Annotated in this window: 16 protein-coding genes and 1 pseudogene; 12 read left to right on the forward strand and 5 right to left on the reverse strand. The window is 38.1% G+C overall.

The window, feature by feature from the left end; translation table 11 throughout:
• Positions 1-102: 102 nt before the first annotated feature.
• Complete coding sequence (locus tag V4B17_RS01000) at positions 103-684, forward strand: F0F1 ATP synthase subunit B (protein WP_455479665.1); 582 nt, start codon at positions 103-105, stop codon at positions 682-684.
• On the forward strand, positions 681-1175 hold the full coding sequence (locus V4B17_RS01005; protein WP_455479666.1) for a F0F1 ATP synthase subunit B: 495 nt from the start codon (positions 681-683) through the stop codon (positions 1173-1175). Before V4B17_RS01000 ends, V4B17_RS01005 begins: the two co-directional genes overlap by 4 nt.
• A gap of 568 nt (positions 1176-1743) precedes the next feature.
• Here the strand turns inward: V4B17_RS01005 and glyS are convergent.
• The 4 genes from glyS to V4B17_RS01025 form a co-directional block, all read right to left on the reverse strand.
• The gene (gene glyS / locus V4B17_RS01010) at positions 1744-3966 is read right to left on the reverse strand and encodes a glycine--tRNA ligase subunit beta (protein ID WP_455479667.1); all 2223 of its coding nucleotides are present in this window, start codon (positions 3964-3966) and stop codon (positions 1744-1746) included.
• On the reverse strand, positions 3959-4909 hold the full coding sequence (locus V4B17_RS01015) for a glycine--tRNA ligase subunit alpha (protein WP_455479668.1): 951 nt from the start codon (positions 4907-4909) through the stop codon (positions 3959-3961). Before V4B17_RS01015 ends, glyS begins: the two co-directional genes overlap by 8 nt.
• Before the next feature lie 101 nt (positions 4910-5010).
• Positions 5011-6705, reverse strand: coding sequence for a tetratricopeptide repeat protein (locus tag V4B17_RS01020; protein ID WP_455479669.1), 1695 nt, complete (start codon positions 6703-6705; stop codon positions 5011-5013).
• A 94-nt stretch (positions 6706-6799) separates the two neighbouring features.
• A complete protein-coding gene (locus tag V4B17_RS01025; protein WP_455479670.1) occupies positions 6800-7816 on the reverse strand; it encodes a polyprenyl synthetase family protein in 1017 nt (338 codons plus the stop codon).
• Positions 7817-8064: 248 nt separating this feature from the next.
• Here V4B17_RS01025 and V4B17_RS01030 point away from each other — a divergent pair, with 248 nt between their 5' ends.
• From V4B17_RS01030 to V4B17_RS01045, 4 genes are all read left to right on the forward strand, one after another.
• Entirely contained in the window at positions 8065-8856 is a 792-nt protein-coding gene (locus tag V4B17_RS01030) for a tRNA1(Val) (adenine(37)-N6)-methyltransferase (protein ID WP_455479671.1), read from the forward strand.
• 182 nt (positions 8857-9038) lie between these two features.
• The gene (locus tag V4B17_RS01035) at positions 9039-9887 is read left to right on the forward strand and encodes a S49 family peptidase (protein ID WP_455479672.1); all 849 of its coding nucleotides are present in this window, start codon (positions 9039-9041) and stop codon (positions 9885-9887) included.
• Positions 9888-10142: 255 nt separating this feature from the next.
• Positions 10143-11051: a 4-(cytidine 5'-diphospho)-2-C-methyl-D-erythritol kinase gene (locus V4B17_RS01040; RefSeq protein WP_455479673.1), complete on the forward strand. Its 909-nt coding sequence runs from the start codon at positions 10143-10145 to the stop codon at positions 11049-11051.
• 301 nt (positions 11052-11352) lie between these two features.
• Positions 11353-11988: a ribonuclease HII gene (locus V4B17_RS01045; protein ID WP_455479674.1), complete on the forward strand. Its 636-nt coding sequence runs from the start codon at positions 11353-11355 to the stop codon at positions 11986-11988.
• A gap of 66 nt (positions 11989-12054) precedes the next feature.
• On the opposite strand, the pseudogene V4B17_RS01050 reads toward V4B17_RS01045, so the two are convergent.
• Positions 12055-12933 (reverse strand): annotated as a pseudogene (locus V4B17_RS01050) (tyrosine-type recombinase/integrase).
• A gap of 254 nt (positions 12934-13187) precedes the next feature.
• Between V4B17_RS01050 and V4B17_RS01055 the strand changes: the two are divergent.
• The 6 genes from V4B17_RS01055 (at position 13188) to V4B17_RS01080 (ending at position 15247) form a co-directional block, all read left to right on the forward strand.
• Positions 13188-13349 carry a hypothetical protein gene (locus V4B17_RS01055; protein ID WP_455479675.1) on the forward strand — a complete coding sequence of 54 codons (162 nt, stop codon included), beginning with the start codon at positions 13188-13190 and terminating at the stop codon, positions 13347-13349.
• Between the two features lie 154 nt (positions 13350-13503).
• Positions 13504-13776, forward strand: coding sequence for a hypothetical protein (locus V4B17_RS01060; protein WP_455479676.1), 273 nt, complete (start codon positions 13504-13506; stop codon positions 13774-13776).
• Positions 13777-13806: 30 nt separating this feature from the next.
• Positions 13807-14001, forward strand: coding sequence for a hypothetical protein (locus V4B17_RS01065; RefSeq protein WP_455479677.1), 195 nt, complete (start codon positions 13807-13809; stop codon positions 13999-14001).
• Positions 14002-14015: 14 nt separating this feature from the next.
• Positions 14016-14207 carry a hypothetical protein gene (locus V4B17_RS01070; RefSeq protein ID WP_455479678.1) on the forward strand — a complete coding sequence of 64 codons (192 nt, stop codon included), beginning with the start codon at positions 14016-14018 and terminating at the stop codon, positions 14205-14207.
• Positions 14208-14446: 239 nt separating this feature from the next.
• Positions 14447-14752, forward strand: a complete 306-nt coding sequence (locus V4B17_RS01075) for a hypothetical protein (RefSeq protein ID WP_455479679.1) — start codon at positions 14447-14449, stop codon at positions 14750-14752.
• 342 nt (positions 14753-15094) lie between these two features.
• Entirely contained in the window at positions 15095-15247 is a 153-nt protein-coding gene (locus tag V4B17_RS01080) for a DUF637 domain-containing protein (protein WP_455479680.1), read from the forward strand.
• The last annotated feature ends 210 nt before the right edge of the window (positions 15248-15457 follow it).

Genomic DNA, 15457 nt, shown 5'->3' on the forward strand with positions numbered 1-15457 from the left:
GCAGGCATGCTATTTGGATTTTGCATTGAAAAAAACCATTAATCAGCTATCATTTGTTTTCAATTAAAGAGCTTTAGTAAGCTGTTTTAAGGATGAGATAGAATGCTTATTTCTAGCGCTTATGCACAAAACACTGAAACACCAGTAGGGCATATTAAAAATGCGGCAGAGTATGCGGATCGTGTATTTCCACCTTTTGATTTTGTGCATTTTTGGTCACATCTTTTTTGGTTAGCGATTTCTTTTGGGCTTTTTTATCTTTTTATCTCCCGTGTAATTGTACCACGTATTGGTGGTGTTATTGAAACACGTCGAGATCGAATCGCATCTGATTTGGATCAGGCGATGCGTCTGAAGCAAGAAGCAGACAGTGTAGTTGAAACTTACGAGCGGAAATTAGTGGAAGCGCGTTCACAAGCTTATGTTATAGCGCAGGCAGCTAGTGAGGAGATAAAGGCAAAAACTGAGCTCGAACGAAAAGAAATTGAAGCAAGTTTAGAAAAAAAGCTGGTAGATGCTGAAAAAAAAATAGCAAAGATCAGAGATAAGGCTATGCAAAATGTTGGTTCAATTGCTGAAGAAGTAGCTCTTGAGATTGTAAAGAAATTGATTGATGTTGAAGTCAGCCAGGAATCTGTTAGTTCAGCTGTTCACGCTGTAGATTACCAAAGGATACAAAGATGACAGATACTTTTTGGGCTTTTGTTGGGTTAGTTCTTTTTTTGGCTCTTTTGGTCTATTTCAAAATTCCACAGTTGGCTGTGCGCCACCTTGATGCACGGGCAAAGCGTATCAAAGATGAGCTTGATGAGGCTCTTCGTCTTCGTGAAGAAGCACAGGAGGTGTTAGCTGAGTATCAACGCAAACATGCGGAAGCAGAAAAGGATGCGCAAGAGATTATTGCAGCAGCTAAGCGTGAAGTTGAAGCTATTATCTTTGAAGCTCGTACAAAAGCAGAAGAGTATGTAAAAAATTGCAATAAGTTGGCAGAGCAAAAAATTTCTCAAGCAGAAGCTGATGCAATACGAATGGTTTCTTCATCTGCTATCGATTTGGCAGTTTCTGCTGCTCGTACGCTTATTACAAAAGAATTGAATTCTCATAAAGCGAATGAACTCATTAATGATTCTCTTAGTGAAGAATCTCTTACCAAAATTAAAACATGTCTTAATTAACGGCAGTTTGAAGTGTTGCAAAGTAAGTGATTTAATGTTAGGTATATTTAGTATTTTTCAGCGTTGTCTTGCACCAGTATTTTGCGCATTTAATTTAGATAAGCGTCTTTACACTTTTCAAGTCAATTTTTCACTGTTGTCATAAGGTGTAACGTAGGATTCATAGCATACTGCTATCTTTGCGCTTATGCAGGCACAAAATAGTATATTATCAACCTAAAGTGTTGCGACTGCTCTTGAATTAAGATGCTTTATTAGAGTGCCTTTTTTCTAAAATGTTTTTTATGAATATGTTGATTTTTCTTATGATGCACAAGCAAATGATTTTTGCTACACAATGTGATGAGAAAGTTTGAAGTGGGAGATTCTTACTGTAATTGATATTCTAATTTAATATGGAGAATAATGAATTATGATTATCAATCAAATACTTGTTTTTTAATGGTTTACTTAATTTTTATAATCAATGATTATAAAATATCATTTACGCCACAAATTCTACAACATCTTAAAATGGTTTTAAATTTCATACTGAAATTTTTCATAATATTTTTTTACTTTATAAATTTTAGACTACAAGTTTTGAGAAGTCTGCAACTGCTTGTGTAATGCTATGAATACGTTTGAGAAGCGCGAGACGGTTAGTACGAACATCGGGGTTTTTATCATTCACCAATACGTTTTCGAAAAATGTGTCGATAAATTCTCTCAATTGCGCTAGTGTATTGAGTGCGCCTGATACATTTTGAGCACTGATGTTGTCACAAACCCTTTTTTCTATTTCAATGACTGCTTGATACAGCTGTTTTTCTTCTGTTTCAATAAAGAGTTCAGGATTAATTCCATTTGCTATTGTTGAGCCTTTTTGACATTCATTCTCAAGAATGTTTATAGTGCGTTTTACAGCGCCTAAAAAGCTTCCTCCATTACTTGTATTAACAAAAGCGATAAGCGCTTCGACACTTCGCGCAATCCATAAAAAATCATCAGTGTCTTTGTTTAAGACTGCTTCAACAACATCATGCTGGGCGCCTTCTTCTTTTAGATAAATTTTTAAACGCTCATGAAAAAATGACAACAGATTTAACAAAATATATTCTTTTTTTTCCAGAAATTGGTTCAGCGATTGTTCAGATTCTATTTGAAATGTTTCATATTTGGCTTTTTGTTGTAAGAAAAAATCCATTGCCAGATTAAACAGTGACATAAGATTAATTTCCCACTCACGCGAAAGTACAATCCTGATAACTCCCAATGCTGCTCGTCTTAACGCATAGGGATCTTTTGAACTTGTTGGTTTTTCATTAATGAGCCAAAATCCGACGAGCATATCAATTTTATCTGCCAAAGCAACTGCTATAGCAAGAGGTTCTTGTGGAACACGATCTTTTGGTCCTTGAGGTTTATAATGGTCTTCGATTGTCTCAGCGACGCGAGGATCTTCTCCTTGAAGGAGTGCATATTTTCGTCCCATAATTCCTTGCAGTTCAGGAAATTCTCCGACAATTTCTGTTTGTAAATCAGCTTTTGCAAGTATTGCTGCACGTTTAGCTAAAAGAGGCTCTGCTTGCACTAAAGGTGCAATTTTTTGTGCTAGAAAAGCGATTCTCTCCACTCTTGCACCCTGTGTTCCTAGTTTTGCATGAAAAGTAACATTTAAATGATCAAGTCGTGCCATTCTTTGATCGAGAGGTTTCTTTAAATCAAGATCAAATTTTTGACTGGATGGTTTCAAATTTTTAATATCTGGCATATCATGCTGGTCTGTTTGCCAAAAATAAAGTGCATCGGAAAGACGAGCACAGACAACTTTGCTATTGCCCTTAGAAATTTCTTTGCCCTCATCACTTGCTAAAATATTAGAAACAAGAATAAAATGATGAGAAAGTTTTATTTTTTCACCTTGTTTGCGTGTTACAAAACATTTTTGATTGGCTCGAATAGTCAGGCGAATGATTTCCGGAGGAATATCAAGGAAAGATTTGTCAAAATCGCTGATAAGGGTAACTGGCCACTCAACAAGTCCTGCAACTTCTTCTAAGAGATCACTATCCTGCACAAGTTCCAATCCATTTGCAAAGCACAAATTTTGAGCATCGGCCAAAATAATATTCTTTCGTCTTTCCGCGTCCAGAATGACTTTATGTGCTTCAAGTTTGGTGATATAATCCTCAAAGCGACGGATTTTGAGCGGTTTCCCATCACTTAAGAAACGGTGACCATAAGTTAGATTATTGCTTTTGAGAGAACCAATTGTAAATGGAACAACATGCGTTTCACCAATTTCCGGTCCAAAAACGCAAAGAATGTTTTGTAAAGATCGGATCCACTTCAGTGCACCACTTTTTGCTGAATCTTTGCCCCAACGCATAGACTTTGGCCATGGGAAGTTGCGAATAATATTTGGTAAAATATCAGCAATAATTTCTTCTGCACTTCGTCCTTTTTTGATGATTTTAGCGATATAAAAATCACCCTTTTTGTGATCATGTGCAATGTGTGCCTCAGAAATATCATTCAGTCCCGTTGCGCGTAGAAAGCCATCAATTACATGTTGTGGTGATTTTGTATTAGGTCCTTTGCGTTCTTCCTGGATATCTTTTGAGCGCATAGAAAGACCGCGTATATCTAATGTTAGTCGACGGGGTGTCCAATATTCGCGCGCAGCTTTATAGGTTAAGCCTGCATTTACAAGTTGATCTGTAACACATTTTTTAAGGTCAATAGCCGCCTTCCGCTGCATGCGAGCAGGAATTTCTTCGCTAAAAAGTTCAAGAAGAAGATCAGACATTAAACTTCTCCTTTGTATACATTTGACCAGCTTCAGTGAGTAAGAAGGCTTCTCCACAACGGCGTGCAAGATCGCGAACGCGAAGAATATAGCTTTGTCGTTCGGTCACAGAGATAACGCCACGTGCTTGCAGAAGATTAAAGATATGGCTGGCTTTAATGCATTGATCATAAGCTGGAAAAACACACCGGTGTAAAATATTTTCTTTATTTGGTTTTCCAGCTTCAAGGAGTGCGATGCATTCATGTTCTGCATCAATAAAGTGCCGATGCAGCATTTTGGTGTCAGCAAATTCGAAATTATAATATGAATATTCTTGTTCTGTTTGTAAAAAAATACTCCCATAACTTATTTTATTTTCTCCATCCAAACCATTAAAGTTAAGATCATAGACATTATCAACACCTTGAATATACATTGCTAAACGCTCTAATCCATAAGTAAGTTCTCCTGAAACTGGGGCGCATTCAATGCCACAAACCTGTTGAAAATAAGTGAATTGAGAAATTTCCATCCCATCGCACCAACATTCCCATCCAAGACCCCAAGCACCAAGGGTTGGGCTTTCCCAATCATCTTCAACAAAGCGAATATCGTGGAGCTTTGTATCAAGACCGATAGTTTGTAGAGATTTAATATAAATCTCTTGTAAATCGGGGGGAGATGGCTTGAGAAGCACTTGGAATTGATAATAATACTGTAAGCGATTCGGATTTTTACCATATCGGCCATCCGTTGGGCGTCTGGATGGTTGAACATAAGCCACTTTCCAAGGGCGCGGACCCAATGAGCGCAGTGTTGTTGCTGGATGAAAAGTTCCAGCTCCGACTTCCATATCGTAAGGTTGCAAAATTGCACATCCATACTGAGCCCAATAATTTTGTAGAGTTAAAATTAGTCCCTGAAAAGAACGTGTAGGATTAAGATATTCAGGCAGTTTCACGCTTTATACTCTTTAATATTTGATCAATAGATAACGACTAAAGGAATTTCAGCCTTCACGACTGTCTATTGTTTCATAAGATTGTGGTCAAGCATCATTATCTATTGCAAGCCAAATTTCAGCTTTTCTTGGATTTTTTTAGAATTTTTTGCTTCTCCATCAATTGCGTGATTCCATTGAAATATTGCTTCACGTTTACGTCCAACTTGCCAATAGGCATCGCCTAAATGATCATTCAATGTTGGATTTTCAGGTTGTAATTTGACAGCAGATTCCAATATTTGAACAGCTTTGTTATATTGTTTGAGTTTGTAATAGGCCCACCCTAGAGAGTCTAGAATATAACTATTCTTTTCTTGTAAGGTGGAGGCTTTTTGCAGCATATGGAGTGATTCTTCAAGTTTTTGACCACGGTCAACAAGTGAATAGCCTAGATAATTAAGGACTTGCGGTTGATTAGGAAAAAAATCGAGTGCTTTTCGTAAGTCGATCTCGGCTTTTGGCCATTGATCTAAACGTTCGAAAGCAATACCACGCTGATAAAAGAGCTTCCAATCCTCTTGTTGAAAATTTTTGATTTGCGTGATTGCATGATCCAAAGTTTTGATGGCTTTAACAAATTTATTATCTTGCATATAGAAAGCAGCTAATGTTATCAAAATAGGACGATCTTTGGGGAATTTTTTCCTTAATGAGTTAAGTAATTTGATAGCTTTGTTGTAATCATTGTGATCTGCAAGCAGGAATGCAAGTTGAAGCTGTCCATCTCTGTAATAAGGGGATTTAGGTGGTAAAGCTTGGTAAAGTTTAATTGCTTGGTTAGGATCACCTAATTTGGCAGAAATATGTGCCAGTTGAAACAGTATTGCATCATTTTGAGGATATAAAGCAAAAGATAATTGTTTGAAAATGCGAGCAATTCGTCCTGAGTTTTTGTGGTTGAGGGTTGTTCCGAAGTTGTACAATACCTCACCTGCTCCCTGTTGGGGTGTTTTAATCAATCTTTCTAAGGGAGCACCTTTTTCAATTTTTTCTCGGATATTCCTGAGTACTTCTCGGCCTGACAACATTTTTTCGCCGTTTTTAATAGTCTGAAGAGCTTGATTACGCATATTATGGCGCAATTGGAATGAGGCATAAGCTATGATAATACGCTCATAAGCATTAGGGGCTATAAGATTCCCTTGTTTATTATTGAGCGCTTGAATGAAATATTTTTTTGCATCTTCTGTATGTTCTGCAAGGTCGCTCATGAGTGCGATATGATAACTTATAAAAAGGTCATACCAATCAGGTCCTTTGATTTTTTTAAGATCAGCGATTGCTTGAGATTTTTGTCCAGATCCGAATGTCGCCCACGCATCGATGAGTTCAGCTATTGGGTTATTGAGCGCAGGAGGTTCTTTTAATTCTAGAAAAAGCTTTGCATTTTTATAGTCTTTTTTGATAAGACTTTCTACGGATAATGCCAAGGAAGAGAAGGGAGTTATGACACCTTGCTCTTTTAGTTTGTGAGCTTGCTGAATAGCTTCTTTGAAGGTTCCCATGGAGAGCATAGCCTCAAGGAGCTCTTTTTGTGCTTCTATGTTATCAGGTTTATAAACGAGCGCTTGTTTAAAATAATTTATGGCAATATTCGTCTTATTTTCACGATTTGCAATTCTCCCAGCTAGATAGGCGCCTGTAAATGATGTTGTATTAGTAGTGGTATTTATTTTACTGTATGCAACAGTGGGCATCAGCATAATACCCACGACAAAAATAGTAAAAAAGCGGGATATTGTTGCGCTGCACATAAAACTAATCCTCTTCAAGATAATCAGCAAATTGTATGGTTTATAGATCATATCCGATTACTTTATTGAAAAATACGTGATTCTTACAAATAACTCAGCTTATACGCGCGATACAAAAATCAACAGTCTCAATAAGGGCATTGCGAGCAGGGCTTTCGTTTATCGAAGTAAGAGCATCGGTTGCACGCTTACCATAGATGCGTGCTTGTTCTATTGTGTCTGTGAGGCTATCATATTTTTTTATTAAGTGTTGTGCATGTGCGAAGGCTTCATCATTGTTATTGCCGTTTTCAAAAGCTTGTTTCCAAAACGCTTTTTCTATTGAGTCACTGCGTGTATACGCGAGAATAACAGGCATTGTAATTTTTCCTTCTCTAAAATCATCGCCTATATTTTTTCCTAAATGTTGAGCGGTGCCACCATAATCAAGTGCATCATCAATCAATTGGAAAGCCAACCCTAACAATGATCCATATTCGCGCAATGCAGAGCGCTCTTTTTCTTTATAGCCAGCAATAATTGGTCCTACTTCAGCGGCAGCTGAAAAAAGTGCTGCTGTTTTTGCGTCAATGATTTTGAGATAGTTTGAAGTGCTGGTTGCTATATTTTTTGCAGCTGAAAGTTGCATAACTTCTCCCTCAGCAATAATTGCAGCAGCATTTGCTAGGACAGAGAGTGCCTCTATAGAACCAACATCAACCATCATTTTAAAAGCCTGCCCCAAAAGGAAATCACCAACAAGTACGCTTGCTTGATTTCCCCAAATCATTCGTGCAGTAGATTTTCCACGCCGCAAATTACTTTCATCAATTACGTCGTCGTGTAATAAGGTTGCGGTATGCATAAATTCAACGGCTGTTGCAAGTTTTATATGCCCATTATCTTGATAACCAAACATACGAGCGGAAGATAATGTGATCATTGGCCGTAACCGCTTTCCGCCTGATGAAATAAGATGGTTAGAAATTTCAGGGATCATTTCAACTTCCGATTTTGCCATAGAAAGGATGAGTTGATTTACGCATTCCATGTCATGTTTGGTAAGATTGATGAGGGATTGGAGAGACATTTGATTATTTCTTATCTTGTCTGGTTTTGTGGCTACACTCAATGTGTTTACTCCTAGAGTATTGCAATAGACATATATGATTTTATTTCCTCTACTAGCATAAAGGGGGTTTTGTTTTGATACAAGCTTTTGATAACGCTTTAAAACGGAAGTCTTAAATGATAATTGGCAAGGAATGTTTTCTAAGTTTGTGTAATGTTATTGTTCCGAGGTCATAGAAAAGATTTGAAAAAGCTTTGTTTAAAAGGCATTTGACAGGCAAAAGTGCAGTTTATGAAATAGGTTTTCAAATGGATGAAATAACGAATCAGATTAATGAAACAATTGACAGTTTTCATCGCGGAAGGTTTTATTTGGTTCAACCGCGTAAATATGGTCATCGTTCTGGCATGGATGCTATGTTATTAGCCAGTTTGGTTCCCAACAATTTAGAAGGAAAAGTTGTTGATTTAGGTGCTGGTGCTGGTGCAGCAGGATTGGCAGTTGCTTCGCGTTGTCTGAAAGTTCATGTTACATTAGTCGAGCGATCAGCTTTTATGGTGTCTTATGCAAAGAAGACACTTATGCTAAAACGAAATGAGAAGCTTGCTGGGCGAATTTGTTTATTAGAAGCAGACGTTACTTTGAAAGGCAAGAGTCGCTTAACAGCAGGATTGACAGATAATTCTTTTGATTTTGCTATCATGAACCCACCTTTTAATAGTCCTGCAGATCGTAAAACTCCTGATCAACAAAAATCCGAAGCACATGTTATGCCTGAAGCGATGTTTGATAATTGGTTACGGAGTGCAGCAGCAATCGTTAAGCCAGGTGGATTCTTAGGATTAATTGCACGCCCGCAATCACTGTCTGATGTCTTAAATGCTTTAGAGGGACGTTTTGGTAGTATCTGTATAATTCCTGTTCATGCACGTGCAACATCGGTAGCAATTCGTATTTTATTTTATGCAAAACGGGGAAGCAGAGCGGCTTTATCCGTATTACCGGCGTTGGTTATGCATGAGGGTGATGGTCACGCTTTTTCGCCGCAGATTGATGCAATCAATAACGGACGTATAAGTTTGTGGGAACTTTTAAAATGATATCTTGTGTTTTCTGGTTTATTGCTTAAATTTAAAATGAGTCTTTAGTCTCTAGGAAGGCTTTTGATTTGGATGAAGTTTTATTTCTAATTGTAATATGGGGATTGATTGCTGCTTTTGGCTATTATCGTGTTCCCCACTTTTGCTGTCCTTGCTTGAATTTATGAGGAGATTTTGTTTTGATGAACGTTATCAGAAATATTATTCCACATCGTTTTTGTCCTAATAAACTTGAGATTCCTGTTGTGCGCCTTCATGGAGCAATTATGGATTCGACTACATTGATAGCACGGTCTCTTTCACTAGGTAGGTATGCGAATCTTTTAGAGAAGGCTTTTGCGTACAAAAAAGCACCAGCTGTTGCACTTATTGTCAATTCTCCTGGGGGATCGCCTGTACAGTCACGTTTTATTTTCAAGCGTATTCGTGATTTGGCAGAGGAAAAAAACAAGCAGGTTCTTGTATTTGTTGAAGATATAGCAGCATCGGGTGGTTATATGATTGCTTGTGCTGGAGATGAAATTTTTGCTGACCCTTCTTCGATTGTTGGTTCTATAGGAGTTGTTTCAGCTTCCTTTGGTTTTCCTGAACTTTTGAAGAAGATTGGTATCGAGCGGCGTGTTTATACTGCAGGAAAAAATAAGGTTACATTAGATCCATTTCAGCCTGAAAAGAAGGCAGATATTGAGCATTTGAAATCTTTACAACTCGAAGTTCACCAAACTTTCATCGAGTTGGTTAAAGAGCGACGTGCAGCGAAGCTATCAAATGATCCAGATATTTTTACAGGAATGTTTTGGAGTGGAAAGAAAAGCCTTGAACTTGGACTTATTGACGGATTGAATGACGTGCGTTCCGTTATTAAGGAGCGATTTGGGGATGATGCCAAACTTCGCTTAATTACACCTCCAAAAAGCCTTTTAGGCCCTAAAGCTCCTTCAGGAGTCACTGCTCATGCGGTTTATACAGCAGTTGATAGTGCACTGATGGCAGCACAAGAACGTGCGCTTTGGCAACGTTATGGTTTATGATTAAACATACAATTTGATAAATAATACAAGAGGGTAAATAATTTTACCTAAAAACGGCTGTGAGGAAGAAAAAATTTAAATGGTACGTATGGATTCATTCAGTTTATTGTGTATTATGGCTTCTCATGTTTATTGTTTGTTAAGAAAACGATTACAGAGGAGATTACAGGGTTTTTATTGTGCAAAATTTAGGCCAAGTATGGAGAAGAGGGGCACATTTGTGAAAGATCCCTGTGTGGGTGAATATTACGTCAGATGATCTCGGATGTACAAACTTCGTTCAAAGGGTATTCTTATGTATTTACTCCTATTAAGTTGAACTTGGCCTTGCATGTTGTGGGCCAATGTGCTGATGGTTATCATTTATTAGAAAGTTTGGTTTATTTTAGTCTTAGTGGTGATTGTTTAGGCTATAAACCTTTTAAGAACGATCATTTTATTTTAACAGGTCCTTTTGCCAATGGGCTCGATTCTGATACAAGCAATTTAGTTGTTCGTGCACGTAATTTTATGTGTAAGACATTTCCTAAGTTTGCTAAGCCTGCTTTTTTTCGTCTCGTTAAAACATTGCCGGTTGCTTCAGGAATCGGCGGCGGTTCAGGAGATGCTGCTAGTGTTCTGAACGTATTGCGTCAGCAATGGAATCTTGATTGTTCTTGTGAAAAATTAGCAGAAATGAGCTTAGCACTTGGTGCCGATGTACCAATGTGTCTGTTTGCATTGGAATATCAGCAGCCACTTTTTGTTAAGGGAATTGGTCAAGATATAACACGGCTCAAAGAGGCCTGTTCTCTTGCAATGGTATTAGTTAATCACGGTCAACAAATTCCAACGCAAGCTATTTTTAAGGCCTTGGAAAAGTGCGATCATCCCCATTTAACAATTGATCCAAAGGTTTTAAAAAATGTTTATTCATTGGTTGAAACTCTACAAGAAACGCGTAACGATTTTTTTGCTCCTGCATTAAAAATTGCACCTCAATTAGCCGAGGTGTTATCTGCATTAGATGAGTGTGGCTCTCTTTTTTCTCGTATGTCTGGGACGGGAGCAACTTGCTTTGGTATTTTTAAAGATCAGCAAGCAGCCAAAAAGGCAGCTTTTTTTATCAAATCGATGCATCCAAATTGGTTTGTGAAACCGATCATGACTTTAGGAAAGATTTGATAAATAAACATAAAGATAAAAGAGTTTATTTGGCAATGATTCTATCATGTTGAATGGAGCGATTAAGCAGCAAAACGATTATTTTCTATTTTCTAGATCGAATTGGCATATGCTTGGGTAGTATTTTAGCAAAGGAAGTAAATAACAGTGCAGGGAGCTTCATAATCGCGTTCTGTTATTTTTGTGTTTATGCGAGAGTTTATTAGAGTGCTTGGAAAGCTATTTTTACTGTAGAATTTGCAGAAAAGAAGCAATCTGCAAAAATGGATATATGTTTCATTGTATTTGTGATTTATAAAAGATGCTTAATTTACCACTTCAACCAAATTTTTCATGTGAAATGGATTTGCAGAAACAGGGGTTTTTTCATATAGCAGGTGTTGATGAAGTGGGACGTGGTCCTCTTGCTGGACCTGTAGTGACAGCGGCGGTCATTTTGGATAAAGACCATATTCCTGAGGGAATAAATGATTCAAAAAAGCTTTCTATCTCAAAACGTGAGAAATTGTACAATGAAATTTTTGAAAGTGCATTAGCGATTTCAATTGCTGGTTTTTGTGCTCATACGATTGATCAGTTTAATATTAGAAAAGCAACTTTAGAAGCGATGCGCCGCTGTATTACAGGACTAGCAATTCCGGTTCATTATGCACTTGTTGATGGACGTGATATTCCCGCTAAGCTGCTATGTCCAGCAGCTGCTTTGATTAAAGGAGATCAACGTTCGGTTTCAATTGCAGCAGCATCTATTATTGCTAAAGTAACGCGGGATCGAATGATGGAATGTGCGGGACAAGTTTATAAAGATTATGGTTTTGAGAAGCATGTAGGTTATGCAACGCTAGCACATCGCGAAGCGCTTGATAAATATGGGCCAGTTGTGGGATTGCATCGTTATAGTTTTGCACCACTCAAAGATGGTATAAAAAGTGATTAAAATCAATAAATTATTACAAGAGCAAGGGATTTTATAATCATTGATTCTATTATGTTTTTTTGATGTCTATCCCTCATCTTTTTGGAGCTTTTTTATTGCTTTAAGAGCGAGTGTTCTGCGGTTTGCACTCTTTGTATAAAAAGATACCATGATATCATCTGCCCGGCCAAAACTTTCTTTAATAAGCTTATTTCCGATTTTTCCGCAAATGAATGCTTCATCTTCGATAGGATCAGCTTTAAGTGTTTCTGCTAATTTTGGTAAAATAGGAAAAAAGACATTTGTTTGAAATTTACTTTTCTCTACTCTGAGATGAATGATATTGTCTTTTACGTCTTTCCAATTGATACGAACGGTGTCACCTTGTTTCAAGTCCGTGTAGAGAAGAACGTTAATCCAGACGCGTTCATGAGTACCAACAGCTCATTTTTTATAATATTTTTCAATATCTTCTTCTGGCAAAACTGGAAATCCGTCTTTGTTTTGAGAAGTGGTGTTTTAACTCCTAAAGCTGGATTATTTTTCAAAAGTCCCCGTTCCATCTCCCATTTAAAGAGCCTGTTGGTGATTTCAGAAAGTCTCTATCCATTCCAGGTGTTTCTTTACGACTCTCAACACTGGCTATAATATGTTTCTTTTCGATTACTTGATATGGAATATGACCTATATAATCGCACACCTTCATAATGATGATTTATCTTCGTCTTTTTGTGGCTTTAGCGAGATTATCTCAATTTATGCTATTAAAATATTATCTAAGCAGCTATGCAAACAACCATTCAACAAGTTCACTGGTTTTAGATTTTGGGAGCATAAACCCTTATAATGCGGCAAGTGCATTTTAGGAATTATCTACAAACTCTTATGCTTCATAGGTTTCACGCACTCAATGTGTTGACCGCGTCCAATACACATATACCATATAATTTTACCATGGTGTACAATTTCTTTTACAAGATGAGAGGGAGCCCATTAGATATTTTTGATCTTATTTCGCGTAAGATCAGTGTCGTGATCCTCATTCAAGCCAATGGTGATCTGGCAGTTATAGCGGGGCACAACCTTTTGATTATCATAAGCGGAAAGAAACATCGTTTGGCTCTGATGGTAAAGAAGCGGAATTTGCGATTGATTTCAGTAAATTTGGTGGAATGTGTGCGGGTCAAATCCGAGTAATTGCCGACGATAAAGGTATTTGTATGCTTGGGAGCATGGTTGCTAATGTAGACGCCATGAGATTAACAAGCGATGGCAAGTTAGTGATTGCTAAAGCACGTGCAAAAGGAGCTGTGAAGGTTCATTCTTACCACGATAGTGTGAGTGTGTATGTGAAAGATCGATTTTTTAGAAGAAGCAGTTGAATTGAAGACTTTGAAGTGTATTGAGCTAGCTGAGCATGCTCACGTTGCGGCGAACGGTGTTGTTGATGCGCGCGCCGGTGTGATTAGGCTCTAATCTCATGCCCTTTTAGCAAGTGGTATTGGCAATGATGGCACACAGTTAGCCACGGGTTCTTTGCACTTAAAGGTAACAAATTTTGATGTAGGGAATTGGTGGGTAGTATCCGATGATCTTTTAGAGATCCAGGCAGCAACAATTGATCTGATTCGCATGCAAGACAATAATCAAACAGAGGTTTCTTTTCTTGGTGATATGATCATTGAAATCAATCAAATCAGTGCGTTAAACAACCATATTGGTGTCAATGAGAATATTGTACTGAAAGTTGGTGATGTGTCCACTGTAGGTGCTGATCATTGCAGTGTTGGCGGCTTTCTTTTGATGTAAGCTGCAGAGCTTACATTATGCACCAATTTAGTGGCAAAGCAAAAAGTTGACCTTTATGCGCATCATGGTGCTCTGATTCAAGAAGGCGCTGTCTGGTATAATGGGGAAGCAACACTTCAAGTCCATGATATACTTAATCACACGGGTGATGTTGTTAGTGTACAGAATGTTGCGTTGACAGTGGGGAGCATACTCACAACCAGCGCGAACGGTGTGCTCTTTTAGGTAATGGTGTAGTTTTGAGTGCTGACGTTTTAACCCGAGCGGGAACTGTGGAAGTACAAGAAGGAGCATTAATCCTTAAAGTGCGTGATGGGTTCATAAATGACAGCACAATGCGTGGCGATAGCGTCGATATTCATGTCGGTTCACTCATTAATCAAGGCATGCTTATCGCAATCCATGATTTGCATCTGATAATAAGCGCATAAGAGGGTACCGAACTACAACAGGTTTTCTCTCAACAAACCTTTTTGAAGAATACATACGAAGTTATACTTCAAAGTGGCGGCGTTTTTGTTTTGTCAGTAGGACAATCAGATAATACTGGTGCGTTTGGCTCCAGTGATGAGCGTTGCTATCAATGCGGCAGGGGATGTTAACAATAGCGAGCTGATTTACGTCAAAAAATCCACAATGCTCTCTACGAATGGTGATTTTACCAATAAGCATGAACGAGATCATTTCTGAAGACAATTTGACCATGGGTGGGCTTGAGAAAGAACGTGTAGGGCGTGTAATTAATGAAGCGGGTATTTTGAATAGTTTTACAGGCGAGATGAATCTTTTCGCTGCAGCGTTAACCAATAAAGGCGCAGAGGCAACAGATACAGGACAACAAGACACATCGTTGCAGAAGCAACAGGATGCTACCTTCAAGGAAGGGACATCTTACATCTTAGCACGTGGTAATTTGCTAATAGATGTTGACTCTTTCGAGAATCTGGTGTGGTGGAGTGAGAGCGTAAAGGATTGAAGGAGACTATCGAGCATGTAACCATAGATGCTTGTAGCGGCATTAAGATTTATACGGGCAATAGTATTGCTGTTGAATCAGTGATTTTGATCAGTCTCTTAAGCAATTGTTTCGCTCCTAAGGGGAGGAGATGGCATGGATTAAGCAACTGCGTGATGATCCCATGTTATCCAAGAAAGTGGATTGGTAAGCTGTTAAGGCTGAATTTAAATACTGGGATTATAAAGCCAAAAGATTGATAGAAGCTAGTGCGGCTATCAGGATTTGCTGCCACAGGCGGAGCAGCTTTTAAAGCTGCTGGTGCCCTCTATCGACGCTCTAGGGGATGGCTCTAGAACAGCCATGAATTCCGCGATACAGGCAGGTGTTCAAGCACTGATTAATAAAAGCGCTGCAGCTCTTATCAATAATCGTGGTGATATTGCTGCGGTATTGCATGATCTTTGCTCTTCCGAGACTGTTTTTAGCATTATCATCTTCGATGATGATAGCTGACCTTACCAACCAAATAATGGAAAATACTGTTCTTCAAATAACACGATTCTTGCTGAGGAGTTGATCTTCTCAAATTGAGATTTTTATAAGAAAAAAAAGATTCGTAAAAGGGGTTTGAAATACCTTTTGAAGCGTTTTTGAATCTTCTCTTAAAAACTCTTTGAAAAAAATAAATTGGTACAAAACCTAATGCCAAATTAGGCAAAATTT

The organism is Bartonella sp. B23, assembly GCF_053793815.1.

Bases quoted from the DNA above. Each gene is read 5' to 3' on its own strand.
- V4B17_RS01035 (WP_455479672.1), top strand. From the start codon at position 9,039: ATGAACGTTATCAGAAATATTATTCCACATCGTTTTTGTCCTAATAAA.
- V4B17_RS01030 (WP_455479671.1), top strand. From the start codon at position 8,065: ATGGATGAAATAACGAATCAGATTAATGAAACAATTGACAGTTTTCAT.
- V4B17_RS01055 (WP_455479675.1), top strand. From the start codon at position 13,188: ATGCTTGGGAGCATGGTTGCTAATGTAGACGCCATGAGATTAACAAGC.
- V4B17_RS01080 (WP_455479680.1), top strand. From the start codon at position 15,095: ATGAATTCCGCGATACAGGCAGGTGTTCAAGCACTGATTAATAAAAGC.
- V4B17_RS01020 (WP_455479669.1), bottom strand. From the start codon at position 6,705: ATGTGCAGCGCAACAATATCCCGCTTTTTTACTATTTTTGTCGTGGGT.
- V4B17_RS01075 (WP_455479679.1), top strand. From the start codon at position 14,447: ATGAACGAGATCATTTCTGAAGACAATTTGACCATGGGTGGGCTTGAG.
- glyS (WP_455479667.1), bottom strand. From the start codon at position 3,966: ATGTCTGATCTTCTTCTTGAACTTTTTAGCGAAGAAATTCCTGCTCGC.
- V4B17_RS01040 (WP_455479673.1), top strand. From the start codon at position 10,143: ATGATCTCGGATGTACAAACTTCGTTCAAAGGGTATTCTTATGTATTT.
- V4B17_RS01000 (WP_455479665.1), top strand. From the start codon at position 103: ATGCTTATTTCTAGCGCTTATGCACAAAACACTGAAACACCAGTAGGG.
- V4B17_RS01045 (WP_455479674.1), top strand. From the start codon at position 11,353: ATGCTTAATTTACCACTTCAACCAAATTTTTCATGTGAAATGGATTTG.
- V4B17_RS01005 (WP_455479666.1), top strand. From the start codon at position 681: ATGACAGATACTTTTTGGGCTTTTGTTGGGTTAGTTCTTTTTTTGGCT.